The following is a 26,002-nucleotide window of genomic DNA, read 5'->3' as shown; positions in this document are numbered from 1 at the left end:
GTGGCCGAGTCGTCACAGTGACCGGGGATCGTCGATGCGTGCCCGAACCTGCGGCTGCTTCTTCGCCGAGCGGGATGCGGTGATCTCGGCCATTCGGGTTCCGATGCGATCTCCCGCCGCAATCGGGTAGGCGCAGACGCTGCGCTGACCGTCCTCGGCTTCATCGCGCAGCAGCTCGTCGATCTCGCCCACCTCACCGATCTCGGTGAGGACGGCATCGATGTCGGTGCCGGCTCCGGTGAGTTCGAGGATGCGCCGGTAGGGCGGGAACCCCAGCACCTTCCTGTCGGCCAGTTGACGGGACATGAAAGTGACCGGATCGAAGGCGGTCAGGGTCGAGCGGATGAGTTCGTCTTCGTCACCGAGATAGACGGTTCCGCCCTGTTCGCGCGAGCGCACGAGCGCGGCGGCGCGCAGCCGCCTGGCCACGCTCTCGTCGATCGAGCGCATCCACGGTCCCGGCCACAGGGAGTCCAGCAGGATCGCCGCCGCATAGCCGCCGAGCACATAGGGTTCGGCGCCGGTCGTGGCGACGACGAGCCGCGGCGTCTCGTCGAGGACTGCGGAGATCTCGTCTCCCCCGGATTCGATGATCTCGGTGTCGGGCAGCGCCCGGCGCAGCTCTTCGACGGTGCGGGCCCGCCCGCGCACGATGGAGCGCACCTGGTTCGACCGGCAGCGCGCGCAGCTGAAGGTCTCCGAATGGTATCCGCAGGCACGGCAGGCGAAGGGTCCGACCTCGGATTGGGTGGTCAGCGTCTCCTGACAGCGCGGGCAGCGAGCGACTTCCTGACAGCGGGCGCAGGCGAACACGGGGTAGTACCCGGAGCGGGGCACCTGGACGAGCACGGGCCCGGGGACTCCGCCGTCGCGCGGTCGCGGTCGCAGGGCGGTGCGCATGATCTGCCATGCCCGGCTGGGGATGCGCTGCCAGGCGAAGGGGTCGCGGTCTTCGTCGGGGACGAAGACGAGGGGGGCGGAGTGTCGGCGTGCCGGCCCGGTCGGGGTGATGTCGGCCAGCCATCCGATCTCGACGAGGCGCTGCACCTCGGCGCTGCGGTCGGTGGAGACGAAGAACAGCTCGGTGTCCTCGATCGTCGAACGCAGCAGGCTGACCTCGCGGGCGTGCGGGTAGGGGGCATGCTGGTCGAGGTAGTTGCGGTTGGCATCGTCGGTGCAGATGATGAGGCCGAGATCGCGCAGCGGCGCGAAGGCCGCGGCGCGGGTGCCGATGGTCAGGCGGGTGTGGCCGAGGAGGCCGCGCAGCCAGGCCTGCCACCGCTGTTCGGGTGACTGGTCGGCGCTGAGCACGGACACCTCGGTGATCTCGGCGGCGGTCAGGCTCGCCTGCAGGACCAGGAGTTCACGGTGATCGGGCACGAGCCACAGCACGGACTTCCCGGCCGCCAGAGTCTGGCGTGCTGCGGCCAGTCCCGCCCGGATCCAGCTCATCCCGGGCGTCGCACCGGGGGTTGCGGCCAGGACACGTCGCCGCGGAGTCTGATCGGCAGGCGGCGGATCGATCTCGGCGTTGAGGACCCAGTCGCCGAGGCGGCCCAGCAGATTCGTGCCCCCGCCGGCTTCGTCGTCGGCCGGTGTGCCGTCACCGGTCTCCGGTTCCGCCCGGGAAGCGTCCCGCGACCGGTCAGGGGCGTCTGCCGGTTTCGGGTTCTGGGACGTCTCGGCTCGAAGGACGGTCTTCTCGCCTCGCGCGTGGCGGGGCGGGATCGCCAAGCGGAGGACATCGGCCAGGGTGCCGCCGTAACGGCGCGCCGTGGCTTCGCACAGGGCGAGCAGGTCGGGGCCGAGGACCTGCACGGGGCCGCTGAGGCGTTGAATCGTCGCGAGCGGTCCCAGGTGGTCGGAGGAGTCGACCCGTTCGACGAGGTAGCCGTCGCGGAGCCGACCGGCGAACTTCACCCGCACTCGCACTCCGGGCAGGGCCGCCTCGGCGAGCTTTTCGGGCACGGCATAGTCGAAGGTCCGTGCCAGGTGCGGGACGGGATGGTCGACGAGCACGCGCGCGACCGGGTTCTCAGACGCCAGCGGCACCTGGCCTTCGGCCGAGGTGCCGGTGTCGATCGGAAGGGGTTCGTCCACTCTGGAACGCCAGGCTCAGTGGGCGGACACGGCGCGCAGCAGGTCGTCGGCGCGGTCCGTGACCTCCCAGGTGAAGTCCGGCAGCTCACGACCGAAGTGGCCGTAGGTCGAGGTCTGCGAGTAGATCGGGCGGAGCAGGTCGAGTTCGGCGATGATCATCGCCGGGCGGAGGTCGAAGACCTCACGGATGGCGGCGGAGATCTTCTGGGGATCGACCTTCTCGGTGCCGAAGGTCTCCACGTAGAGGCCCATCGGGTCGACGCGGCCGATGGCGTAGGACACCTGGACCTCGGCACGGTCGGCGAGTCCGGCGGCGACGACGTTCTTCGCCACCCATCGCATCGCATACGCGGCCGAACGGTCGACTTTCGACGGGTCTTTGCCGGAGAAGGCGCCGCCGCCGTGGCGGGAGAAACCGCCGTAGGTGTCGACGATGATCTTCCGCCCTGTCAGTCCGGCATCGCCCATCGGTCCGCCGGTGACGAAGGGCCCCGCCGGGTTGATGTGGATGTTCGCCTCACTCGTGTCGAGGCCCGAACCAGCGAGAACCGGGTCGATGACCAGTTCCCTGATCTCGGAGTGCAGCTGAGCCTGGTTCGTCTCGGCCGAATGCTGGGTGGACACGACGACGTTCTCGATCGTCACGGCTTCGTCGCCGTCGTAGCCGAGGGTCAGCTGAGTCTTCCCGTCGGGGCGCAGGTAGTCGAGGCGTCCCGATTTGCGCACCGCAGAGAGCTGCTCGGCCATCCGGGAGGCCAGGTGGATCGGCAGCGGCATGAGCACATCGGTGGAGTTGTCGGCGTAGCCGAACATCAGCCCCTGGTCGCCAGCACCGAGGCTCGTTCCGTGGTCGTCGGAGGCGACGGCTTCGCGGAAGTCCAGCGGGTTCGTGACTCCGGAGTGGATGTCCGTGGACTGGCTGCCGATGGACACGGAGACTCCGCAGGAACGGCCGTCGAAGCCGGTGTCGGAGGAGTCGTAGCCGATTCCGGTGATGAGGCTGCGAACGATTCCGGCCACATCGGCGTAGGCGGCGGTGTTGACCTCACCGGCGACGTGGACGAGTCCGGTGGTCACCATGGTCTCCACGGCCACCTTGGCGTTGGGGTCCTGCGCCAGCAGGTCGTCGAGCACCGCATCACTGATCTGGTCGCAGATCTTGTCGGGATGTCCCTCGGTGACGGACTCGGATGAGAAGAAGCGAAGATTTGATTGAGTCACGGTGTCGATTCTAAGTGGGTGAGCTGTTCGGCCAGGGTAGCAATGACCTTTTGTGAAACATCGTCTTTCGAACCCTGGAATTCCTCACCGACGGTGATCTCACCGGCGGCGGAGCCGATGATCTGAACCGCGGTGTGGTCGTGACCGAAGGCACGGTCGTCGGAGACGTCGTTGAACACGAGCAGGTCGACGCCCTTGCGCTCGAATTTCGCACGGGCGTAGTCGAGGGCTGTCGTCTGTGCGTCTCCGGTTTCGGCGGCGAAGCCGATGATGAGCTGGGTGCCGATTCGGTCATCGACGAGGCCGCGCAGGATGTCCGGGTTCTGCACGAGACGCAGCGTCAGACCGTCGTCGCCGGTCTTCTTCATCTTCGACTCGGTCGTCTCCTCCGGTCGGTAGTCGGCGACAGCCGCGGCCATGATGAGGGCATCGGCGTCCGGCTGGGAGGCGCGCATCGCCGTCTGCAGCTCCAGGGTGGATTCGACCGGGGTGACGGTGGTCCCTGCGGGCAGGTCGGTGAGCAGCCCGGAGTCGATGTTCGCCGCCACGAGTTCGACTTCGGCGCCGGCGGCTCGGGCGGCTCGGGCCAAGGCGATGCCCTGTTTGCCCGAGGAGCGATTGCCGAGGAAGCGGACCGGGTCGAGGGCCTCACGGGTGCCGCCGGCGCTGATGACGATGCGGCGGCCGTCCAGGCTCTGCCCAGCGTGTCCGGTGCCCGGGGCCGCGTCGGCCGAGCCTGCGGCATCGGCGACGGACAGGGCGTAGGCGACGACGTCCTCGGGTTCGGGCAGCCGTCCGGGGCCCGAATCGGGTCCGGTGAGTCGGCCGACGGCCGGTTCGAGGACGTGGACTCCCCTGGCGCGCAGGGTCGCGATGTTGGCGACGGTGGCGGGGTTCTGCCACATCTCCGTGTGCATGGCCGGTGCCACGACGACCTCGGCGGTGGTGGTCAGGACGGTCGCTGTCAGCAGATCGTCGGCGATTCCCGCGGCGATCTTCGCGATGAGGTTCGCGGTCGCGGGAGCGATGATGACGAGTTCGGCGTCCTGCCCGATGCGGACATGGTTGACGGTGTCGATCTCATCGAAGACGTCGGTGGTCACGGTCTGGCCGGACAGGGCCTCGAAGGTGGGGGCACCGACGAAGTTGAGCGCATTGGCCGTGGGCACGACCTTGACGCTGTGGTCGAGTTCCCGGAGTCGCCGGATGATGTGTGCCGCTTTGTAGGCGGCGATCCCACCGGCGACGCCGAGTACGGTTCTCACTGGTCGCTGAAGTCGATCGCGCCGTCGTTGCTCACGGGTGCGGGCGTCTCGGTCTCCGGTACGGCCTGGAGGAAGTCCTCTTCGGAGACTTCGCGGGCGACGATCTTCGACTCGTTGACCTCACGCAGAGCGATCGACAGCGGCTTCTCGTTGGTGCCCGGGGTGACGAGGGGACCGACGTTTTCGAGCAGTCCCTCCTGCAGCTGGGCGTAGTAGGAGTTGATCTGCCGAGCGCGCTTGGCCGCGATCGAGACGAGTTCGTACTTCGATCCGGTGACGCTGAGCAGATCGTCGATCGGAGGATTGGTGATGCCTTCGGGCTGTGCGGGCAAGGAGATTCCCATCTAATCGGAGGTGGATATACCCATCAATGATAGGAGTTCTTCGGCCGCAGTGCGAACGTGGTCGTTGATGATGGTCACGTCGAACTCGGATTCGGCGGCGAGTTCGCGCTTCGCTGTGGCCAATCGGCGCTCCTGCTCCTCCGCGGATTCGGTGCCGCGCCCGGTGAGCCGGGATACGAGTTCGTCCCAGCTGGGCGGGGCGAGGAAGACGAACCGGGCGTCGGGCATCTTCTCCTTGACCTGCCGGGCTCCCTGCAGGTCGATCTCGAGCAGCGCCGGGACTCCCGCGTCGAGCTTCTCCTGCACCGGAGCGGACGGAGTCCCGTAGCGGTGCCGCCCGTGCACGACCGCGTACTCGAGCAGCTGGCCGGCGGCGATGAGCGCGTCGAAGTCATCGTCGGAGAGGAAGTGATAATGGACACCGTCGACTTCGCCGGGGCGTCTGGGCCGTGTGGTGGCGGAGACGGAGAACCAGACCGCGGGGTGATTCTGCCGGATGTACGTGCTGATGGTGCCTTTTCCGACGGCGGTCGGACCCGCGAGGACGGTGAGTCGATTATTCACAGATCTGAGGTTGTCACACTCAGGAATATTTCTCCAACAGGGCGGACTTCTGGTGCACGCCCAGGCCCTTGATCCTCCGTGAGGTGGCGATGCCGACCTCTTCCATCGCTGCTTCGGCGCGGCGGTCGCCGACACCGGGCAGGGCGCGCAGCAGATCGAGCACCCGCATCTTCGCGAGAGCCTCGTCGTCAGCGGCCTTTTTGAGCACGGCGGCGAGATCGGTATCACCGTTCTTCAGTGCCGACTTCACTTCGGCTCGTGCCTGACGTGCCTTGAACGCCTTGTCCAGAGCAGCGGTTCGCTGTTGCGGGGTCAACGGTTCGAGTGCCACATTATCTCCTCTGTCACCATGAACGGGCAGGTAGGGAAGTTGTCTCAGTCTAAGACAAAATCCCCGCGGAGATGCGCAACCAACGGAATTAAACTCTCCGTGGCCTCGTTTTCGTCCATCCGGGAACCGCCGCCGCCGTGTCCGCGGCCGCCGCAGCGGCCCGGACACAGGCGGCGTCAGTTCAGCATTGAGAGCGTGCGGTTGAGCTCCCGTGCAGCATCGGCCAGCCCTTCCGGTCCGGCCCCGAGCACTGCCCGGGAAGCCGTGGCGAGCACCTGTCCCGAAGCCAGGGCTTCGTCGCCGAAGACGGCCCGCAGCTCACCGATGCCCGCTCCCTGCGCGCCGACGCCGGGTGCCAGGATCGGACCCCCGCAGTCGACCGGGTCGAATCCCAGCTTCCGCGCGGCCTCTCCGATGGTGGCTCCGACGACGAGCCCGAAGGGTCCGACCGGCCCCGCGGGCTCCGCCGCTGCCGCCAGGGCCTGCGCATTGCGTTCGGCGACCTGGGTCACGATCGTCCCGGCCACGGATCCGCCGCGTCCCTGTGCGTGCTGGATCTCTCTGCCTTCCGGGTTCGAGGTCAGAGCGAGGACGAACACTCCCCTGCCATGGGCGGAGGCGAGTTCGAATGCCGGCTCCAGAGCTCCGAATCCGAGGTAAGGCGAGACGGTGATCGAATCGGCCGCCAGCGCCGAGGCGGGATCGAGGTACGCCTTCGCATAGGCTCCCATCGTCGACCCGATGTCGCCGCGCTTGATGTCGAGGACGGTGAGTATCCCGGCTTCCCGCGCCGCGGCGAGGGTCTCTTCGAGAGCGGCCACACCGGCCGAGCCGTACTGTTCGAAGAACGCCGACTGCGGTTTGACCGCGGCGACCGTTCCCTGCAATTCCTCGATCGTGCGCAGAGCGAACTCCCGCACACCGGCCGCGCTGCGCGGCAGCCCCCAGGACTGAAGCAGATGCTCGTGCGGGTCGATGCCCACGCACAGCGGTCCGTGCTTCGCCATGGCTGCGGCCAGTCGGGTGCCGAACATCAGGCGCTCCAGTCCTGCAGGCTGCGGACGTCGAACTTCTCGTCCCGAACCACTTCGAGGGAGGTCACCGCGGCGGCGAATTCGGCCAGCGTGGTGATCAACGGCACGGAGTTCGCGGTCGCGGCGGCACGGATCTCGTAGCCGTCGGCGCGTTCCTGCCGGCCCGAAGGCACGTTGATGACCATGTCGATGGTGCCCGCAGTGAGATAGTCGATGACCGTGCGGTCCTCGGCGTCGGCTTCGAAGTGCTTGTGCACCTGTGTGGTCTTGATCCCGTAGCGCGAGAGCACGGCCGCGGTTCCGGTGGTCGCGACGACGTCGAAGCCCATGTCGACGAGTTCCTTGACCGGCAGCACCATGGCGCGCTTGTCGCGGTCGGCGACGGAGACGAATACGGTTCCCGAGGTCGGCAGCTTCACTCCGGCCCCGAGGAGACCCTTGGCGAACGCGGTCGGGAAGTTGTGGTCGATGCCCATGACCTCACCGGTCGACCGCATCTCCGGGCCGAGGATCGAATCGACGATCTTGCCTTCGACGGTGCGGAAGCGACGGAAGGGAAGGACCGCCTCCTTGACGGCGATCGGGTGGTCCAGCGGCAGTGTGGACCCATCGCCCTCTGCAGCCAGCAGGTCACCGCGCAGATCCGCGATGGTCCGTCCCACCGCGATGAGTGCGGCGGCCTTGGCCAGCTGCGTCGAGGTCGCCTTCGACACGAACGGCACGGTGCGTGAGGCGCGGGGGTTGGCTTCGATGACGTGGAGGACGTCGGCGGCGATGGCGAACTGGATGTTGAGCAGTCCGCGCACCCCCACGCCTTCGGCGATGGCCTTCGTGCCCTGACGGACGCGTTCGAGGACGTCCTCGCCCAGAGTCAGCGACGGAAGCACGCATGCGGAGTCACCGGAGTGGATTCCCGCTTCCTCAATGTGCTCCATGATGCCGCCGATGTAGACCTGCTCTCCGTCGAAGAGCGCATCGACGTCGATTTCGATGGCATCTTCGAGGAACCGGTCGACGAGCACGGGACGGTCGCTGGAGATCTCCGTGGCCGTGGCCATGTAGTCGAGCAGCTGGGTGCGGTCGTAGACGATCTGCATCCCCCGCCCGCCGAGGACGTAGGAGGGACGCACGAGCACGGGGTAGCCGATGTTCTCTGCGATCGTCGCGGCCTCTGCAGCGGTCACGGCCGTGCCGTGCTTCGGTGCGGTCAGTCCGGCACGGCTGAGCACCGCACCGAATTCGCCGCGGTCCTCGGCCAGGTCGATCGCTTCGGGCTGGGTGCCGAGGACGGGCACGCCGGCGGCCTTGAGACGGTCGGCCAGCCCGAGCGGAGTCTGGCCGCCGAGAGTGCAGACGACGCCGAGGACCTCACCGGCGGCAAGCTCGGCATGGTAGATCTCCATGACGTCTTCGAAGGTCAGCGGTTCGAAGTAGAGGCGGTCGGCGGTGTCGTAGTCGGTCGACACGGTCTCCGGGTTGCAGTTGACCATGATCGTCTCGTACCCCGCCGAGGAGATCGCCATCGTCGCATGCACGCACGAGTAGTCGAATTCGATGCCCTGGCCGATCCGGTTCGGGCCCGAACCGAGGATGATCACGGCCGGTCGGTCGCGCGGCATGACCTCGGTCTCGGCGTCGTAGGACGAGTAGTGGTACGGAGTCTTCGCTTCGAATTCGCCGGCGCAGGTGTCGACGGTCTTGAACACCGGGCGTACGCGCAGCGCATGACGGATGCCGGTGACGACATCGGTGCTGAGGCTGCGCAGCTGCGCGATCTGCTCATCGGAGAAGCCGTGGTTCTTCGCGATCCGCAGCACCTGCTCGTCGAGTTCCTCGGCGTCGCGGACATGGGCGGCGACCTCGTTGATGAGTTGGATCTGATCGAGGTACCAGGGATCGATCTCGCAGGCGTCGAAGACCTCGGCAGCGGTGAGTCCGGCGGCCAGGCCCCGCTGGACGGAGTGGATGCGATCGGCGGTGGCGTGCGAAATCGCTTCGAGCACGGATTCGCGGACATCCTCGTCGGTGACGTCGGGCAGATCGGTCCAGCCGAAGGAGGAGTCCTTCTGCTCCAGCGACCGCATCGCCTTCTGCAGAGCGGTGGTGAAGTTGCGTCCCAGGGCCATGACCTCTCCGACGGATTTCATCGTCGTCGTCAGGGTCGGATCCGCGGCCGGGAACTTCTCGAAGGTGAAGCGCGGGATCTTCACGACCACATAGTCCAGGGTCGGTTCGAAGCTGGCCGGGGTCACCTTCGTGATGTCGTTGGGGATCTCATCGAGCGAGTACCCGACGGCGAGCTTCGCCGCCATCTTCGCGATCGGGAAGCCCGTGGCCTTCGACGCCAGCGCCGAGGAGCGGGAGACGCGTGGGTTCATCTCGATGGTGATGATCCGCCCGGTCTTCGGGTCGACGGCGAACTGGATGTTGCAGCCACCGGTGTCGACACCCACGGCACGGATGATGGCGATGCCGATATCGCGCATCTCCTGGTATTCGCGGTCGGTCAGCGTCAGCGCCGGGGCCACGGTGATCGAGTCACCGGTGTGCACCCCGACCGGGTCGACGTTCTCGATCGAGCACACGACGACGACGTTGTCCTTGTTGTCGCGCATGAGCTCGAGCTCGTATTCCTTCCACCCGAGGATCGACTCCTCGAGCAGCACCTCGTGGGTGATGGAGTCGGCGAGTCCGGCGCCGGCGATGCGGCGCAGGTCTGTTTCGTCGTATGCCATGCCCGAACCGAGTCCGCCCATGGTGAAGGAGGGACGGACGACGACGGGGTAGTTGAGCTCCTCGGCGGCGGCCAGAGCCTCGTCGAGGGTGTGGCAGATGGCCGAACGGGCCACCTCGGCGCCGCAGTCGACGGCGATGTCCTTGAACTTCTGCCGATCCTCGCCCCGTTGGATGGCGTCGACGTCGGCGCCGATCAGTTCGACGCCGTACTTCTCGAGCACACCCGATTCGTAGAGGGCGATCGCAGCGTTGAGGGCGGTCTGTCCGCCGAGCGTCGGCAGGAGCGCATCGGGGCGTTCCTTGTCGATGATCGTCTCGATCACCTCGGGGTCGATCGGTTCGACGTAGGTGGCATCGGCGATGTCCGGGTCGGTCATGATCGTCGCCGGATTGGAGTTGATGAGGATGACGCGCAGTCCCTCGGACCGCAGGACACGGCAGGCCTGGGTGCCGGAATAGTCGAATTCGCAGGCCTGGCCGATGACGATCGGGCCGGATCCGATGACGAGGACGGATTTGAGGTCTTGTCTCAGTGGCATGGGGTTCTCCTTAGGCCTGTGCAGCCTGGTGGGCCGGGGAAGCGGACATGAGGTCGACGAAGCGATCGAACAGGTAGCTCGAATCGTGCGGGCCGGCCGCGGCCTCGGGATGGAACTGGACGGAGAAGGCCGGGATGTCGAGGCATGCCAGACCCTCGACGACATCGTCGTTGAGACACACGTGGGAGACGGTGACACGACCGTAGTCGGCCTTGTGCGGAGCGATCGTCTCGCCTTCAAGCGGTGCGTCGACGGCGAAGCCGTGGTTCTGCGAGGTGATCTCGACCTTGTTCGTCGTACGGTCCATCACGGGCACGTTGATGCCGCGGTGGCCGAAGGGCAGCTTATAGGTGCCGAAGCCCAGGGCACGGCCGAGCAGCTGGTTGCCGAAGCAGATGCCGAAGAACGGCAGGCCGGCATCGAGCACGGCTCGCAGCAGTTCGACCTGGTCATCGGCGGCAGCGGGGTCTCCGGGACCGTTGGAGAAGAAGACTCCGTCGACGCCGATCGCCTGGATCTCCTCGAAGCTGATCGACGACGGCACGAGGTGGACGTCGATGCCGCGTTCGGTCAGGCGCTCCGGTGTCATCGACTTGATTCCGAGGTCGACGGCGGCGACGCTGAACTTCTTCTGTCCGCGGGCGGGGATGAGCGTGGGCTCGGTGATCGAGACTTCGTCGACGAGGTTGGCCCCGGCCATCTGCGGGGAGGCCTGGACCCGGGCGAGCAGTTCGGTCTCGGGCGCCTCGGCGGCGGGTCCGGAGAAGATGCCGACTCGCATGGCGCCCTTGTCGCGCAGGTGACGAGTCAGGGCACGGGTGTCGACGTCGCTGATGCCGACGACTCCGGACTCGGTCAGCCAGTCGACGAGGTCGCCTTCGGAGCGCCAGCTCGACGAGATCCGTGAGGCGTCGCGGACGACGTAGCCGGCTGCCCAGATCTGAGCGGATTCGTCGTCGGTGCGGTTGATGCCGGTGTTGCCGATGTGCGGGGCGGCCTGGATGATGATCTGCCGGTGGTAGGACGGGTCTGTCAGAGTCTCCTGGTAACCGGACATGGCGGTGACGAACACGGCTTCGCCGGTCGTCTCGCCGATGGCTCCGTACGCGGATCCGTGGAAGGTCCGGCCGTCTTCGAGGATGAGGATGGCGGGTGTGGTGGAAAAGCTCATTGTGCCTCTTCGATCATTTCGCGGATGCGGTCGACGGTGGAAGTGGTGGATGCGGCGTAACGGGCACGGAAACCCGTGTCGACGAGGGTGTCGCCGAGGCGCCAGGTGATGCGGACGATGCCTCCGCGTTCGACGAACTTCCCGATCATCCCGGACGTGGTGTCCACGGAGACGATGTCGCGGCGCGGGATGAGGAAGTCCTCGCGGCCGGCCAGGTCCATGATCACTCCCCCGTCGGTGATGACGAGTTCGCCGGTGGTGCGGATGCCCAGGCCGTGGACGGCGACGCGTTCGAGGGGATGTCCCGCCTTCGTCGTCGAGACATAGGAGCCTTCGACGGGATCGGCCACGGGGGTGATGCCCATGTGCGGCTTCGGCGGGGTCACGACCTCTGACTGGGACTGCTTGCGTCGGCTCCATCCCCACGCGATCGCGATGATCACGACGACGATGACGACGGCGACGATGAGGGTGCCTACTGATCGGTCCATGTTGCTCCTGCCGGGTGGGGTGTGGTGAGTGCCCCTGCGGCCAGAACCCGGTGGCCGTAGAAGAAGGTGTCGGTGATCCGTGCCCTGACTTCGAGACCGTCGAAGGGGTTGTTGCGTCCCTTCGTCGCGTGAGCGGACGGTTCGATCCGGTGCGGAGCGTCGGGGTCGACGAGGACGATGTTGGCACTCGCGCCGATCGCGAGGCTGCCGTGTCCGGAGGCACCGGTGATGCGTGCCGGTGTCGCCGACATCACGCGGGCGACATCGCCGAAGTCGAAGTCGTGCTCGCGCATGGCTTCGACGACGATCGACAAGGCGGTCTCCATGCCGACCATGCCCATGGCCGCTGCGGTCCATTCGCTGCATTTGTGTTCGGCGGTGTGCGGGGCGTGGTCGGTGCCGACGACGTCGATGGTGCCGTCGGCCAGTGCTTCGCGCAGCGCCTGGACATCGGCATCCGTGCGCAGCGGAGGGTTGACCTTGAAGACGGGGTCGAAGCTCCGCACGAGTTCGTCGGTGAGCATGAGGTGGTGCGGAGTCACCTCGGCGGTGACCGCCACTCCCCTCGACTTGGCCCAGCGGATGAGGTCGACGCTGCCGGCGGTCGAGGCATGGCAGATGTGCAGGCGCGAGCCGACGTGTTCGGCCAGGAGCACATCGCGGGCGATGATCGACTCCTCGGCCACGGCCGGCCAGCCGGGCAGTCCGAGCTCGGCGGAGACGGTGCCCTCATTCATCTGCGCACCTTCGGTCAGGCGCGGCTCCTGAGCGTGCTGGGCGATGATCCCGTCGAAGGTCTTGACGTATTCGAGCGCGCGGCGCATGAGCAACGGGTCCGAGACGCAGATCCCGTCGTCGGAGAACATCCGCACGCGCGCTTCTGAGCGGGCCATCGCGCCGAGTTCCGCGAGCTGCTTGCCTTCGAGCCCGGTGGTGACGGCGCCGACGGGCACGACTTCGGTGAAGCCGGCGGCTCGCCCGAGGCGGTGCACCTGTTCGACGACGCCGGCCGTGTCGGCCACCGGTGCGGTGTTCGCCATGGCGTGCACGCAGGTGTATCCGCCGGCCGCGGCCGAACGGGAGCCGCTGAGCACGGTCTCTGCGTCTTCTTTGCCGGGTTCGCGCAGGTGGGTGTGCATGTCGACGAGTCCCGGCAGGGCCACGAGGCCGGCGGCGTCGACGATCTCGGGATCGCTTCCGGCGACGAGTTCGGGGTCGACGATGCGTCCCTCGCACACGGCGATGTCGGCGACTCCGCGTCCGAGCACATCGGCTCCGCGGATGAGGTAATCAGTCATTGGTCTCCTCCTGACCGGTCAGCAGACGGTAGAGGACCGCCATGCGCACGCTCACTCCGTTCTCGACTTGGTCGAGGACGAGGGCGCGGGGTGAATCCGCTGCGGCAGCGGAGATCTCGAAACCGCGATTCATCGGTCCCGGATGCATGATGAAGGTGTGGGCGGGCAGCTTCTCGAACCTCGCGGCGCTCAGTCCCCACAGGCGCGCGTATTCGCGTTCGTTGGGGAAGAAGGATTCGTGCATCCGCTCGTGTTGGACACGGAGCATCATCACGGCCGCGAAGTCCTCGCTGCGCAGTGCTTCGTCGAAGTCGAAGTGGACGGTCACCGGCCAGTGCTCGACACCCCACGGGAGGAGAGTAGGCGGGGCGATGAGGTGGACATCAGCGCCGAGGCGGGCCAACAGGTGGACGTTCGAGCGGGCTACCCGGGAGTGGAGGATGTCTCCGACGATGGCGACCTTCGCCCCGTCGAGGCCTCTCCCCCGCGGTCCCCCGGCCACCGGCCCCGAGGCGGGGACCCCGGCCAGCGCCCGGCGCAGGGTGAATGCGTCGAGCAGCGCCTGGGTGGGGTGTTCGTGGGTGCCGTCACCGGCGTTGATGACGGGCACGTCGATCCATCCGGTGTGGGCGAGCCGGTGTGCCGTTCCCGCGCCGCCATGGCGGACGACGATGGCATCGGCACCCATCGCGGAGATCGTCTGGATGGTGTCCTGGAGGCTCTCGCCCTTCGACACCGAGGAGCCCTTGGCGGAGAAGTTGAGCACATCGGCCGAGAGTCGTTTGGCGGCGGCCTCGAAGGACAGTCGGGTGCGAGTGGAGTCTTCGAAGAAGAGGTTGACGACCGTGCGTCCGCGCAGCACGGGCAGCTTCTTGACTTCGCGTTCCGACACGAGCGTCATCTCTTCGGCGATGTCGAGGATGCCGATGGCGTCCTCACGGCTCAGGGAGGCGGTGTCGAGCAGATGCTTCATTCCCGGCCTCCCGAGATGGTCACGGAGTCCGATCCGTCGATTTCGTCCAGGCTGACGTTGACGCGTTCGCTGCTCGAGGTCGGCAGGTTCTTGCCCACATGGTCGGCGCGGATCGGCAGGTCCCGGTGGCCGCGGTCGACGAGGACGGCGAGGCGGACCTTCGCGGGACGGCCGACATCGGCCAGGGCGTCGAGTCCGGCACGGATGGTGCGGCCGGAGAAGAGCACATCGTCGACGAGGACGAGGGTCTTCGCATCGATTCCTGATGCCGGGATCGAGGTCGGTTCGGGTGCCCGGTAGGAGCCGCCGCGCAGGTCATCGCGGTACATCGTGATGTCGAGGCTGCCGGCGAGTTCGGTCGCGGCTTCCGGGCGTCCCGAGATCGAGGCGATCGCCTCGGCGAGCCGGAGGGCCAGCGGGACTCCGCGGCGTGGGATGCCGAGGAGGACCAAGTCGTCGCTGCCCTTGTTGGATTCGATGATCTCATGGGCGATCCGCGTGATCGCCCGCGATATATCGGCTGCGTCCAGCACTGTTCGCTGTGTCATGCTTCCCCTTCTCCGCCTCTCCGGACGGTGGTTAAAGGAGTGGTTCGATTCGATTGTAGACCCAGCGCTTCTCACGCTGGTGGGCGGGTCCGGAGTCCGGACCCGCCGACTCAGATGAGCGTCGGTTTGACGTCGAGGATGCGTGAGAGCAGACCCGAGACGAAGTTCGGTGAGTCATCCGTGGAGAACTGCCGTGCCAGGGACACGGCTTCGTCGATGGCCACCTTGTCGGGGACGTCATCGTTGAACAGCAGCTCCCAGGTGCCGATCTCGAGCAGGGATCGGTCGACTGCGGGCATACGGTCCAGCGTCCAGCCCTGAGAATGGGTGGAGATGATCTCGTCGATCTCCGCCTGCTTCTCGGTGATGCCTCGAACGATCTCGACCGCGTATTCCTTCATCGGATAGTCGGGGTCGTTCGACCGCATCGTGACGAGTTCGTCCATGGCCAGTCGACGCTGCCCGGCTTCGAAGAGCAGCTCGAGAGCCCTGCGACGGGCTCGGGTTCGTGCGGACGCCACTTACTTGACGCGTCCGAGGTAATCGCCGGTGCGGGTGTCGACCTTGACCTTGGTGCCCTCTTCGAGGAACAGCGGAACCTGGATCTCGTAGCCCGTCTCGAGCGTCGCGGGCTTCGAACCACCGGTCGAACGGTCGCCCTGCAGACCGGGTTCGGTGTGGGTGATGCTCAGTTCCACCGACGGCGGCAGCTCAACGGACAGAGGGGTGCCTTCGTGGAACGAGACCTGCAGCTGCTGGTTCTCGAGCATGTAGTTCGCCGCATCGCCGACGAGCTCGGGCGAGATCGGAACCTGATCGTAGTCCTCGGCGTCCATGAAGACGTAGTCGGTGCCGTCATGGTAGAGGTACTGCATGTCGCGGCGGTCGACATTGGCGGTCTCGACCTTGGTGCCGGCGTTGAAGGTCTTGTCGATGATCTTGCCGGAGGTCACGCTCTTGAGCTTGGTGCGAACGAACGCCGGACCCTTGCCGGGCTTGACGTGCTGGAACTCCAGCACCTGCCACAGCTGGTTGTCGAGGTTGAGCACGAGGCCGTTCTTCAGGTCGTTCGTTGTCGCCACTAATTCGTCCTTCTTCGCTTCAGTCCAGATCACCGAGCGGTGATCGCAGTTGGCCGGCGCCGTGCGCGACCCTCTGCTGAGGGTCGACGAATGCGCCACTGGGCAATTCTAGCAAGCTCGCAGAGCGGCTTCCATCCGAGGGCCGGAGCGGGTGTTGCGCAGGCTTTCGGTTGAGTGCCCAGGCCGTGCTCGGTCCGGGGCCGGGCTGTGCTGTCAGCCGAGGTCGGTGCGCAGCGAGACCGTCGGTGCGCTCTCACCGACCTCCTGGTAGGCGGTGAAGAGGATCGAAGCGTCGGGGATCTCGACGGTGCTCGGATCTCCGATTCCGCTCAGCAGCACCATGCGCAGCATTGCTCCGCGGGCCTTCTTGTCTCGCTTCATCGTGTCCAGCAGCTGCGGCCACACATCCGAGCGGTAGCCGGTGGGCAGGCCGAGCTTGCTCAGAAGCTCCCGGTGGAGGTCGACGATTTCATACGGGAGGCTCTTGACCATCGAGGCGACCTCGGCGGCGAAGACCATGCCCACGGACACCGCGGCCCCGTGCCGCCACTGGTAGCGCTCTTTGTGTTCGATCGCGTGTCCGAGGGTGTGTCCGTAGTTGAGGATCTCCCGATGGCCGGATTCCTTGAAGTCGCCGGAGACGACTTCGGCCTTGACGCGGATGGAGCGTTCGATGAGTTCACGCAGCACCGGACCCTGCACATCACCGATCTCCTCTTTCGAGTGGGAGGAGATGAGATCGAGGATGGACTTGTCGGCGATGAAGCCGGTCTTGACCACCTCGGCGAGTCCGGTGAAGAGCTCGTTCTCCGGCAGGGTGCCCAGGGTGTCGAGGTCGACGAGCACTCCGGCCGGGGCGTGGAATGACCCGACGAGGTTCTTGCCTTCGGCCGTGTTGATGCCGGTCTTGCCGCCGACTGCGGCGTCGACCATGCCGAGCACGGTGGTGGGGATGTGGACGACGCGGATGCCGCGCAGCCAGGTGGCGGCGACGAAGCCGCCGAGATCGCTCACGGCTCCCCCGCCGACGGTGACGATGGCATCGGTGCGAGTGAAGTCGGACTGACCGAGCACCTGCCAGCAGAAGGCCGCGACCTGAACGTGCTTGGCTTCTTCGGCATCCGGGATCTCCGCGGCCACAGCCTCGAGACCGGCGGCGGCGAGGTCGTCGCGGACGCTCTCACCGGTGGTGCGCAGGGCACGCGGGTGGATGACGAGGACCTTCTCGACTCGATTGCCCAGCAGCCCGGGCAGTTCGCCGAGCAGTCCCTGGCCGACGAGGACCGGGTAGGTTCCACCGGCGTCCACATTGATGCGTGTGAGGCTCATTCGTCCGTCTTTCTGATCGTTCTCAGCGTCTTCTTCGTCCGGTGTCCGATGCGGCACCGGCCCCGTCTCAGCCTAGCCCTGCGGGGCGGGTGCGGGCGAGGAGTCCCGCGCTCGTGGTGGGCAACGTCTCATCCCGCGGGCGCTCAGCGGGTGCGACGACGCCGGCGGCCTACTCCCCGTGCGCCCCGCTGCTGCCGTCGTCATCGAGGTGAGCGTACTTCGCGTATTCTTCGGCCCGCTGCAGACCGGTGAGCACATCGACGACACGGTTGACCACCGTCGACGGCGGAGAGTTCGAGGCCTGGACGCGAAAGGTCGCGACTTGTTCGTAATACGGTTCGCGTTCCTCCACCAGCGCCAGCCAGTTCTCCACCGCCGTGCCGGCTCCGCGCAGCAGCGGACGATGCGGGGCGGTCAGGCGCTGAGACACCGTGTCGACATCGATATCGACGTGCACGACCTTGATCGCCGGGTGGAGCAGCTGGGCACGGGTGCCCGAGTTGAGGATCGCTCCTCCGCCGAGGGACACGATGCCCGGCCGGTCGAGCAGTCGCCGCAGGGCCCGGCGCACGACCTCGCGCTCGATCCGACGGAAGTGGTCTTCTCCGCGCTCGACGAAGATCTCGGAGATGACCCCGTACTTCTCGACGATATTCGCATCGGTGTCCGTCAGCGGCAGTCCGAGCCGGTCGGCCAGCAGCCGACCGATCGTCGACTTTCCGGCTGCCGGCGGTCCGGAGAGCACGATGCGCGAGAGCGCGGCGGGAACCGGTTCCAACGGCGGAACCGGTTTCGGGAGCGGGGCCTGGTTCATCGCCCGATGCGAAGGTTCTCCGGAATCGCCGCTGCGTAGGCGTCCAGATTCCGCTTCGTCTCGGCGACGGAGTCGCCTCCGAACTTCTCGACCACGGCCTCGGCGAGGACGAGCGCGACCATCGCTTCGGCGACGACTCCGGCGGCGGGGACCGCGCAGACATCGGAGCGCTGGTGGTTCGCCTTCGCCGCCTCGCCGGTCTCGACGTCGACGGTCGACAGGGCACGCGGCACCGTGGCGATCGGCTTCATTCCGGCACGCACCCGCAACGGCCCGCCGGTCGACATTCCGCCTTCGGTGCCTCCGGCACGGTTGCTGCCGCGGCGGAAGCCATCGGGGCCGACTTCGAGTTCGTCATGGGCCTGCGAACCGGGACGCTTCGTGGTGAGGAAGCCGTCACCGACTTCGACTCCCTTGATCGCCTGGATGCCCATGAGGGCTCCAGCCAGGCGGGAGTCGAGCCGGCGGTCCCAGTGAACATGGGAGCCGAGCCCCGGCGGCAGGTCGTAGGCGAGGACCTCGACGACTCCCCCGAGCGTGTCCCCGGCCTTCTTCGCCGTGTCGATCTCAGCAACCATCGCCGCCGACAGTGCGGGATCGAAGCAGCGCACCGGATCGGCGTCGAGGTCGTCGACGTCGGCGGCGGTGGGCAGATCGGGCACGGCCTCGGAGTCGTGTTCGGCTCCGCCGATGGCCACGGTGTGGGAGACGAGGGTGATGCCGAGTTCACCGAGGAAGTTCGCGGCCACGGTGCCCAGGGCCACGCGCATCGCGGTTTCGCGGGCGGACGCGCGTTCGAGCACCGGACGGGCTTCGTCGAAGCCGTACTTCTGCATGCCGACGATGTCGGCGTGGCCGGGACGGGGACGGGTCAGCGGTGCGTTGCGGGCCAGTCCTTCGAGTTCGGCTGCGTCGACGGGGCCGGCGCTCATCACGGACTCCCATTTCGGCCATTCCGTATTCCCGACCTCGATGGCCACGGGTGAGCCGAGGGTCTCGCCGTGGCGGACGCCGCCGAGGAGCCTCACCTCGTCGGCTTCGAACTTCATCCGAGCGCCGCGGCCGTAGCCGAGTCGGCGGCGAGCCAGGCTCGCGCGGATATCGTCTCTGGTGATCGGTACATGGGCCGGAAGCCCCTCAATGATCCCGGTCAGCGCCTCGCCGTGGGATTCGCCTGCAGTCAGCCATCTCAACATTCCACCGATTCTACAAAAGGATTGGAGCGAGCACCGACCCCAGCCACATCCCGGATAGCATCGCCGGTCCGAAAGCGATCGTCACCCCGCGCAGACGCCGGGCTCGAATCGCTCCGATGAGCGCCCACACGCCGGCGATGAGCATCATCACGACAAGGACCAGCGGCGGCGCCCACGGGTCATAGAGTCCGGCGACGGCGAAGACGAGGAACGCGAGTTTGACGTCCCCGAGGCCCATCGTCTGGGTTCGCAGCACCCGCCCGAGCAGATGGAGGAGGGCGAAGAGCACGAGGGCGAGGAGACCGGCGAAGAATGCGGTGAACCAGAACCGCATCTGCCCGCTCACGGAGCCGACGATGAGCAGGGCCGCACCGGCCAGCATCGTCGGGTAGACGATCCGGTCGGGCAGCCGGCGCACGATGACATCAGCGAGGATGAGGAATGGTGTGACGCCTGCGGCGAGTCCGAGGAACAGGCCCGAGACGATGAGGTCGGCCGAGTTCGGATGCACAGCGGTCAGCGTTGTCGCGCTGAGCGGCGCCGAGGCGGCCCATCCGGTGACCGGTGCGAGCACGGTGAGCTGGAAGACTCCGGCGGCACCGACGGCGATGAGGATTCCGACCAGCACCGGCCAGGGTCCGTGCGGGATCCGGAAGGCTCGCCACCGGGCCAGATGGCTGTCATCGTGGAGCCAGAATCGCGGGGTCCGGGCGAGCAGGAGGCCGACGGCCAAAGCGGTGAGGACCGTGAGTCCAGTGACCATTCCGTGCAGCACCCCGGCCTCCACCGTCTCCTCCGCTCAGTTCCGGGACCGGGCGGGAGACTCCGCCAGGGCAGCGTACATCGCGTCCGCGATCCGCTCCAGCAGTTCCGGTCCCGCCGGCAGCTGCACGCCGGCTTCGTCGGTGCCCGTCGCCGCGGCGGCGTCGAAGAACATCTCGAACTGGGCCACAGCCTGTTCGACGAGCATCGCCGTGCCGATGACCGGGTGCAGTCCGTGGGCTGCGGCTGCGGCGAGGAACGCCGAATCCGCGGCGTAGGCGACGTCGAGAGCCACCCCACCCCAATCCGCGCGGGGTCCGCCCCAGACCGGTTCGGGGGCCGCCTCGGCGGGCAGAGTGGAGATGACGACCGCTGACGGATCGATCCGGTCCAGGCCTCCCACCGAGGCGGTCAGACCGAGCCGAGCGGCGAGGTCGAGGACCCGGCCGGCTCGGTCGGGTCTGCGGACGCGGAAGTCGACATGGGCGATGCCGAGATCGCGGCAGGCCACCAGCGCCGAGGCGGCCGTGGCCCCGGCACCGAGGATCGTCGCTCGTCCGGTTCCCGCGCTGCTCTCCCGGGTGACATCGTGGTTCCGTCCCGCACTCAGGTGCGGGGCGATGGCCCTGACGATGCCGCGCACATCCGTGTTCGCCACCGCCGTCTCGTCTCCGGTGCGCACGAGGGTGTTGCCGGCTCCGGTGAGAGCGGCCGTGTCATCGATCGACCAGCCTCGTTCGGCGGCTAAGGTCACGAGGCGGTCCTTGAGCGGCATCGTCAGCGAGAATCCCGTGTGCTCGGGATGAGCGTCGAGGAACGCCTCGAGCTCATCGGCGACGAGTTCGTGTCGGGAGTACTCGCTCGTGCCCAGGCCGAGGGCGGCGAAGGCGCTGCGGTGCAGCAGCGGTGACTTCGAATGCGCGATCGGCGATCCCAGCACCGCGGCGCGAATCCTCATTCCTTGCCGCCGTCGGAGTTGTGCTCTTTGAGCCATTTCCGGTAGATCTCGACGTTCTTCTGGTGTTCGTCGTAGGTGTTCGCGAACTTCGTCTCCCCCGTGTCCGGGTTCGTGGCCACGAAGAACTGCCAATCACCGTCTGCCGGGTTGAGTGCGGCCTCCACCGCGCCCTCGCTCGGGGCGTTGATCGGTCCGGGCGGCAGCCCCTTCTTCTTGTACGTGTTGTACGGCGAATCCGACTGACGCTCTTCCTTCGTCGTCGTCAGGTCCGACCGGGCGCCGTGGATGTAGGCGACGGTGGCATCGGACTGCAGCAGCCCGCCGGTCTTCGACTTGTCCGAGATCCGGTTGAGGAACACACGGGCGACTTTCCTGCGCACCTCTTCATCGCCCGGGGATTCCTTCTCCACGAGGCTGGCCAGGGTGAGGATGCGATTGGCGTCCTTGGCCTCGATGCCGAGGTCGTCGAGTTCGGCTTCGGTCTTGTCGACCATCTCCTGGACGACATCCTCGGCGGTCTTCGTCTTATTCATTTCGTAGGTCGCCGGATAGAGGTAGCCTTCGAGACTCTCGGCGTCGATGTCGAGGCCGTAGTCCTTCGGGGTCTTGTCGTCGAGGGCTTTGTCGACCTCGTCGGCATTCATCCCCGATTCGATCATGATCGCCTTGATCTCCTCGACCTGCTTGCCTTCGGCGACCGTGATCTTCGGTGGGGCGATGGGATTGATGAGCGCTTCGACCGCGGCCTTCGAGCTCATCTTCTCCCGCATCGTCCACGTGCCGGCCTGGATGGTCGCATCCCGGCGTTCGACTTCGTCGAGGAAGGGACCCGAGTTCATGATCACGCCCTCTTCGACGAGTTGGTTGGCCACGGTGCGCGCAGAGGAACCGGGGGCGATCTCAATGGACACCTCGTTGGTGCCCTGGCCTTCGTAATCGCCTTTGGGGCCGAAGAGGTCGTCGAAGACTCCTCCGGCAGCCTTGACCCCGAAGAATCCGCCGATGCCGAAGACGAGGACGCAGATGACGATGATCGTCGTCGTCCGCCGCCGGCGCATCATCCGCCGCCGCGCCTTCGCCTTGATCTCTGAACGGGTTAGTCCTTCATCTGCTGAGAACTCGCCAGGGAACGGGTTCATTGCTCACTCTCCTCGTCGGGCATCTCGCGTCCGGCGGGGACACCGGTGTTGTGTTCGAACTCGAGGGCGTTCTGCAGGATGATGACGGCGGCTTGGGCGTCGACGATCTCGCGCCGCTGACGCACGGATTTCCCGGCCGCAGCCAGGGCGTGGTGGGCTTCGACGGTCGTGAACCGTTCGTCGATGAGGCGGACGGGTGTGTCGGTGGCGGCGGCGACCTTGCGGGCGAATTCCAGCGCCGAGGCGGCCGCCGCGCGGGCAGCCCCGTCGAGGGACTTCGGGTCACCGGCGAGGAGTTCGATGGGTTCGTATTCCTCGACGAGTTCGCGCAGCTCCTTCAATGCCGCCGGTTCGTCCTTGCGACGGACGACGCAGAGCGGAGTCGCGAGGATGCCGTCGGGGTCGCAGGAGGCGACCCCGATCCGCACCGAACCGATGTCGAGGCCCAGGCGGCGACCTCGGCGGAAACTCACTGGATGGCCGCCTTGACGGCCGCGATGGCGGCCGGGATCGCTGTGGAGTCGCTGCCGCCGCCCTGGGCGAGGTCGGGCCGGCCGCCGCCTCCGCCGCCGAGTTCGCTGCAGGCCAGGGAGACGAGCTTGCCCGCCTGCAGACTGGCGGTGCGGGCCTTTTCGGTGGTGGCGATGACGACGACGGGTTTGCCGTTGCTCACACCCAGCCCGAGGACCACGGCCTGCCGATCGTTGACGCGGCCGCGCAGCTCGGTGACGACGGTGCGGATGTCACCGGCGTTGGAGACATCGCCGAGCTCGGCGACGACGAAGAGGGTGTCACCGACGGTCTGCGCCTCGTCGAGGTACTTCCCGGCCGAGGCGAGCAGCTGCTGTGCGTTGAGGCGGGCGATCTCCTTCTCCGCGTCCTTGAGTCGGCTCATGAGGTCCGAGACCCGCGAGGTGACGTCGGTGCCGGGAACCTTGAGCATTTCGGACAGTGAGGACACGATCGTGCGTTCGGCGGCCAGCGAGCGGAAGGCATCCATGCCGACGGCGGCTTCGATGCGGCGGACTCCCGATCCCACGGAGGCTTCGGAGAGCACGGAGATCGGTCCGACCTCGGCCGATGCTCCGACGTGGGTGCCGCCGCAGAGTTCGCGGGAGAAGGGCCCGCCGATGTCGACGACGCGCACCACGTTCGGGTACTTCTCACCGAACAGGGCCATGGCGCCGGACTTCCTCGCCGCGTCGAAGGGCATGTATTCGGTTCCGACTTCGTAGTTCGAACGCACGGCGAGGTTGGCGACCTCTTCGATCTCGGCCCGCATCTGCGGGCTCGGGGCTTCGGGGAAGGAGTAGTCGAAGCGCATGTAGCCGGGTTGGTTGAGCGAACCCGCCTGCACGGCGTGGTTGCCGAGGATCTCGCGCAGCGCAGCGTGGACGAGGTGGGTGGCGGTATGAGCCTGGGCGCCCAGGAACCGGTGGTCGTGGTCGACGGCGGCGAGCACCTCGTCTCCGACGTGGAGTTCACCGTCGATGACCTCGACACGGTGGGCGGGCAGTCCCTTGACCGGGTTCTGCACATCGGTGACGCGGGCGGTGAAACGGTGCCCGGAGATGAGGCCGACGTCGGCGCGCTGGCCGCCGGATTCGGCGTAGAACGGGGTGAGGTCGAGGACGACGTCGGCGCTCTGGCCGGCGGTGAGCACCTCGGTGGCGACCCCGTCTGCGACGATGCCGCGGACCCGCGAATCGGCTTCGAGCCTGTCGTAGCCGACGAATTCGCTGCTGCCTTCGTCGAGCAGAGCGGAGTAGGCGGACAGGTCGGTGTGCCCGCCGCCCTTCTTCGCCTTCGCATCGGCCTTCGCACGGGTGCGCTGCTCGCTCATGAGCTCACGGAACCCGGTCTCGTCGACGTTGAGTCCCGCCTCGGCGGCCATCTCCATGGTGAGGTCGATGGGGAAGCCGTGTGTGTCGTGGAGGGCGAAGGCGATGTCGCCGCTGATGGTCTTCTCGGGTCCGGTGAGCGAATCGGCGGCGTTCGCGAACAGTTGGGTGCCGGATTCCAGTGTGCGCAGGAACGCCTTCTCCTCGGCGTAGGCGACCCGGGAGATCCGGTCGAAGTCGGTTTCGAGTTCGGGGTAGGACAGCTTCATCGCCTGCATGGACACGGGCAGCAGCTCGGGCAGGACCTCGTCCTTGACACCGAGCAGCCGCATCGCGCGCACGGCACGGCGGAGCAGTCGGCGGAGGATGTAGCCGCGGCCTTCGTTTCCGGGGCGGACTCCGTCGCCGATGATGATGAGAGCCGAACGGACGTGGTCGGCGACGACGCGCATCTGCACATCGGCGTGTTCGTCTGCTCCGTACTCGCGGCCGGAGAGGCGGCTGGCGACTTCGATGACGGGGAACACTTCGTCGATCTCATACATGTTCTCCACACCCTGGAGCAGGAACGCCACGCGCTCGAGTCCCATACCGGTGTCGATGTTCTTCGCGGGCAGGTCCCCGGCGATGTCGAAATCGACCTTCGAGCGCACCTCGGAGAGTTCGAACTCCATGAACACGAGGTTCCAGATCTCGATGTAGCGGTCTTCATCGGCCACAGGGCCGCCTTCGACGCCGTAGTCGGGACCGCGGTCGAAGTAGATCTCCGAGCAGTAGCCGCCGGGGCCGGGCTGGCCGGTGTGCCAGAAGTTGTCTTCGCTGTCGCGCAGCTGAATGCGCGCACGCGGGATGGAGGTCTCCTCCAGCCACATGTCGATGGTCTCGGTGTCGTCCTCGTGGACGGTCGCCCACAGCAGTTCGGGGTCGAAGCCCAGGCCGCCCTCAGCGACGGGGTTCGTCAGCAGTGACCAGGCGAACTTGATGGCATCGCGTTTGAAGTAGTCGCCGAAGGAGAAGTTGCCGTTCATCTGGAAGAACGTACCGTGGCGCGTCGTCTTGCCGACCTCTTCGATATCGGCGGTGCGCACACACTTCTGCACACTGGTGGCGCGGTTGAATGGTGCGGGTTCCCGGCCGGTGAGGTAGGGGATGAACTGGACCATGCCTGCGATGTTGAACAGGATGGACGGATCGGAGCTGATCACCGACGCCGAGGGGACCACGGTGTGCCCGTTCGCTTCGAAGTAGTCCAACCAGCGTTGCTTGATCTCTGCCGTCTTCAATCCAAGACCTTTCACGTATTGCCCGTGCGTGACCGCACTTACTCGTGCGTACCCGCACTTAACAGGGACTAGTTTAATGGCTCGGCCGCAATATGCGAGGTCGGGCGGCGTGCCTGGGAACCGGGAGCGGATCTCCGCACTCTTCGCAGATGACCGGTCGACCCCGTCGGGGGTCTTCGCCCCGACCGGTCGAGGTCGCCCGAGGGTGAATGCACGACTGCCCGGAACCAACGGTCCCGGGCAGTCGCGGCGGCTCGTGGCTTGGCTCAGCCGATCAGCGCGAGTAGAACTCGACGACGAGCTGAACGTCACAGGTCACGGGCACCTCTTCGCGCTTCGGAGTGCGCAGCAGGGTGGCCTGCAGGCCTTCGAGGTTGACGTTGAGGTAACCGGGAACCGCGGGCAGGACATCCTTGTGTCCGCCGGCAGCGGCGACCTGGAACGGATCCATCGAGGCCGAACGCTCATGCACCTGGATGGTCTGGCCTTCCTTCACGCGGAAGGAGGGACGGTCCACGCGCTGTCCGTCGACCGTGATGTGGCGGTGGACGACGAACTGACGGGCCTGCGCCATGGTGCGGGCGAAGCCGGAGCGCAGAACGAGTGCGTCGAGACGCATTTCGAGGAGCTCGACCATGGTCTCACCGGTCAGACCGGGCAGACGGGCGGCTTCCTTGTAGGTCTTGAGCATCTGCGCCTCACGGATGCCGTACTGCGCGCGCAGACGCTGCTTCTCCTTGAGACGGACCGAGTAGTCGCTGTCGTTGCGACGGCGAGCACGGCCGTGCTCGCCTGGAGGATAGGGGCGACGCTCGAAGTACTTCTCTGCCTTAGGTGTCAGAGCAAGGCCGAGGGCGCGCGAGACGCGCGTCATCCGGCGATTACGTGCTGGTGCTGGCACTTGGTTACCTTTCATCACAATGATTCGTCACGACCGGCCATCGGTTCTCGCCCGAGTCGCAACCGTTGTTTCCCCGGATGGG

Annotated in this window: 24 protein-coding genes; all 24 read right to left on the bottom strand. The window is 66.8% G+C overall.

All coding sequences use genetic code 11. The annotated features are described in order from the left end of the window. Positions 1 to 12: 12 nt before the first annotated feature. Positions 13 to 2,100: a primosomal protein N' gene (locus ACQE2J_RS09665; protein ID WP_135541071.1), complete on the bottom strand. Its 2,088-nt coding sequence runs from the start codon at positions 2,098 to 2,100 to the stop codon at positions 13 to 15. Between the two features lie 15 nt (positions 2,101 to 2,115). After that, positions 2,116 to 3,321 carry a methionine adenosyltransferase gene (metK, locus tag ACQE2J_RS09660; RefSeq protein ID WP_135541073.1) on the bottom strand — a complete coding sequence of 402 codons (1,206 nt, stop codon included), beginning with the start codon at positions 3,319 to 3,321 and terminating at the stop codon, positions 2,116 to 2,118. Beyond that, complete coding sequence (gene coaBC, locus ACQE2J_RS09655) at positions 3,318 to 4,586, bottom strand: bifunctional phosphopantothenoylcysteine decarboxylase/phosphopantothenate--cysteine ligase CoaBC (RefSeq protein WP_135541075.1); 1,269 nt, start codon at positions 4,584 to 4,586, stop codon at positions 3,318 to 3,320. Before coaBC ends, metK begins: the two co-directional genes overlap by 4 nt. Further along, positions 4,583 to 4,918: a DNA-directed RNA polymerase subunit omega gene (gene rpoZ, locus ACQE2J_RS09650; RefSeq protein WP_240689955.1), complete on the bottom strand. Its 336-nt coding sequence runs from the start codon at positions 4,916 to 4,918 to the stop codon at positions 4,583 to 4,585. Before rpoZ ends, coaBC begins: the two co-directional genes overlap by 4 nt. A 12-nt stretch (positions 4,919 to 4,930) precedes the next feature. Then, positions 4,931 to 5,494 carry a guanylate kinase gene (gene gmk / locus ACQE2J_RS09645; protein WP_135541078.1) on the bottom strand — a complete coding sequence of 188 codons (564 nt, stop codon included), beginning with the start codon at positions 5,492 to 5,494 and terminating at the stop codon, positions 4,931 to 4,933. A gap of 19 nt (positions 5,495 to 5,513) precedes the next feature. Further along, positions 5,514 to 5,825: an integration host factor, actinobacterial type gene (mihF, locus tag ACQE2J_RS09640; protein WP_135541080.1), complete on the bottom strand. Its 312-nt coding sequence runs from the start codon at positions 5,823 to 5,825 to the stop codon at positions 5,514 to 5,516. A gap of 176 nt (positions 5,826 to 6,001) precedes the next feature. Then, positions 6,002 to 6,859, bottom strand: coding sequence for an orotidine-5'-phosphate decarboxylase (pyrF, locus tag ACQE2J_RS09635; protein ID WP_135541082.1), 858 nt, complete (start codon positions 6,857 to 6,859; stop codon positions 6,002 to 6,004). Continuing rightward, positions 6,859 to 10,134, bottom strand: coding sequence for a carbamoyl-phosphate synthase large subunit (gene carB / locus ACQE2J_RS09630; protein ID WP_425119356.1), 3,276 nt, complete (start codon positions 10,132 to 10,134; stop codon positions 6,859 to 6,861). Before carB ends, pyrF begins: the two co-directional genes overlap by 1 nt. Positions 10,135 to 10,144: 10 nt before the next feature. After that, complete coding sequence (gene carA / locus ACQE2J_RS09625; RefSeq protein ID WP_425119355.1) at positions 10,145 to 11,305, bottom strand: glutamine-hydrolyzing carbamoyl-phosphate synthase small subunit; 1,161 nt, start codon at positions 11,303 to 11,305, stop codon at positions 10,145 to 10,147. After that, positions 11,302 to 11,796 carry a hypothetical protein gene (locus tag ACQE2J_RS09620; protein WP_135541088.1) on the bottom strand — a complete coding sequence of 165 codons (495 nt, stop codon included), beginning with the start codon at positions 11,794 to 11,796 and terminating at the stop codon, positions 11,302 to 11,304. The genes carA and ACQE2J_RS09620 overlap by 4 nt, the downstream gene beginning before the upstream one ends. Beyond that, on the bottom strand, positions 11,781 to 13,094 hold the full coding sequence (locus ACQE2J_RS09615) for a dihydroorotase (protein ID WP_135541090.1): 1,314 nt from the start codon (positions 13,092 to 13,094) through the stop codon (positions 11,781 to 11,783). The genes ACQE2J_RS09620 and ACQE2J_RS09615 overlap by 16 nt, the downstream gene beginning before the upstream one ends. Further along, on the bottom strand, positions 13,087 to 14,067 hold the full coding sequence (locus ACQE2J_RS09610) for an aspartate carbamoyltransferase catalytic subunit (protein ID WP_425119354.1): 981 nt from the start codon (positions 14,065 to 14,067) through the stop codon (positions 13,087 to 13,089). The genes ACQE2J_RS09615 and ACQE2J_RS09610 overlap by 8 nt, the downstream gene beginning before the upstream one ends. After that, positions 14,064 to 14,615, bottom strand: a complete 552-nt coding sequence (gene pyrR / locus ACQE2J_RS09605; protein ID WP_426936268.1) for a bifunctional pyr operon transcriptional regulator/uracil phosphoribosyltransferase PyrR — start codon at positions 14,613 to 14,615, stop codon at positions 14,064 to 14,066. The genes ACQE2J_RS09610 and pyrR overlap by 4 nt, the downstream gene beginning before the upstream one ends. 110 nt (positions 14,616 to 14,725) lie before the next feature. After that, positions 14,726 to 15,136, bottom strand: coding sequence for a transcription antitermination factor NusB (gene nusB / locus ACQE2J_RS09600; RefSeq protein WP_135541095.1), 411 nt, complete (start codon positions 15,134 to 15,136; stop codon positions 14,726 to 14,728). Further along, positions 15,137 to 15,697 carry an elongation factor P gene (gene efp, locus ACQE2J_RS09595; protein WP_135541096.1) on the bottom strand — a complete coding sequence of 187 codons (561 nt, stop codon included), beginning with the start codon at positions 15,695 to 15,697 and terminating at the stop codon, positions 15,137 to 15,139. Between the two features lie 213 nt (positions 15,698 to 15,910). Then, complete coding sequence (gene aroB / locus ACQE2J_RS09590; RefSeq protein WP_135541098.1) at positions 15,911 to 17,026, bottom strand: 3-dehydroquinate synthase; 1,116 nt, start codon at positions 17,024 to 17,026, stop codon at positions 15,911 to 15,913. Between the two features lie 169 nt (positions 17,027 to 17,195). Next, positions 17,196 to 17,840, bottom strand: a complete 645-nt coding sequence (locus tag ACQE2J_RS09585) for a shikimate kinase (RefSeq protein ID WP_135541100.1) — start codon at positions 17,838 to 17,840, stop codon at positions 17,196 to 17,198. Beyond that, the gene (gene aroC / locus ACQE2J_RS09580) at positions 17,837 to 19,036 is read right to left on the bottom strand and encodes a chorismate synthase (protein ID WP_135541102.1); all 1,200 of its coding nucleotides are present in this window, start codon (positions 19,034 to 19,036) and stop codon (positions 17,837 to 17,839) included. The genes ACQE2J_RS09585 and aroC overlap by 4 nt, the downstream gene beginning before the upstream one ends. A 10-nt stretch (positions 19,037 to 19,046) precedes the next feature. After that, positions 19,047 to 19,799 carry a prepilin peptidase gene (locus tag ACQE2J_RS09575; RefSeq protein WP_426936267.1) on the bottom strand — a complete coding sequence of 251 codons (753 nt, stop codon included), beginning with the start codon at positions 19,797 to 19,799 and terminating at the stop codon, positions 19,047 to 19,049. A 36-nt stretch (positions 19,800 to 19,835) separates the two neighbouring features. Continuing rightward, positions 19,836 to 20,756, bottom strand: coding sequence for a shikimate dehydrogenase family protein (locus ACQE2J_RS09570; RefSeq protein ID WP_135541105.1), 921 nt, complete (start codon positions 20,754 to 20,756; stop codon positions 19,836 to 19,838). Continuing rightward, a complete protein-coding gene (gene mltG / locus ACQE2J_RS09565; RefSeq protein WP_135541107.1) occupies positions 20,753 to 21,895 on the bottom strand; it encodes an endolytic transglycosylase MltG in 1,143 nt (380 codons plus the stop codon). The genes ACQE2J_RS09570 and mltG overlap by 4 nt, the downstream gene beginning before the upstream one ends. Then, on the bottom strand, positions 21,892 to 22,368 hold the full coding sequence (ruvX, locus tag ACQE2J_RS09560) for a Holliday junction resolvase RuvX (RefSeq protein WP_135541109.1): 477 nt from the start codon (positions 22,366 to 22,368) through the stop codon (positions 21,892 to 21,894). The genes mltG and ruvX overlap by 4 nt, the downstream gene beginning before the upstream one ends. Further along, entirely contained in the window at positions 22,365 to 25,019 is a 2,655-nt protein-coding gene (alaS, locus tag ACQE2J_RS09555; protein WP_135541111.1) for an alanine--tRNA ligase, read from the bottom strand. Before alaS ends, ruvX begins: the two co-directional genes overlap by 4 nt. Positions 25,020 to 25,293: 274 nt before the next feature. After that, positions 25,294 to 25,935, bottom strand: a complete 642-nt coding sequence (rpsD, locus tag ACQE2J_RS09550) for a 30S ribosomal protein S4 (protein ID WP_425119349.1) — start codon at positions 25,933 to 25,935, stop codon at positions 25,294 to 25,296. Positions 25,936 to 26,002: the final 67 nt, after the last annotated feature.

The organism is Brevibacterium sp. LE-L (assembly GCF_050214925.1).
Classification (GTDB): Bacteria; Actinomycetota; Actinomycetes; order Actinomycetales; family Brevibacteriaceae; genus Brevibacterium.
This window is presented reverse-complemented; position numbering and strand designations above follow the sequence as displayed.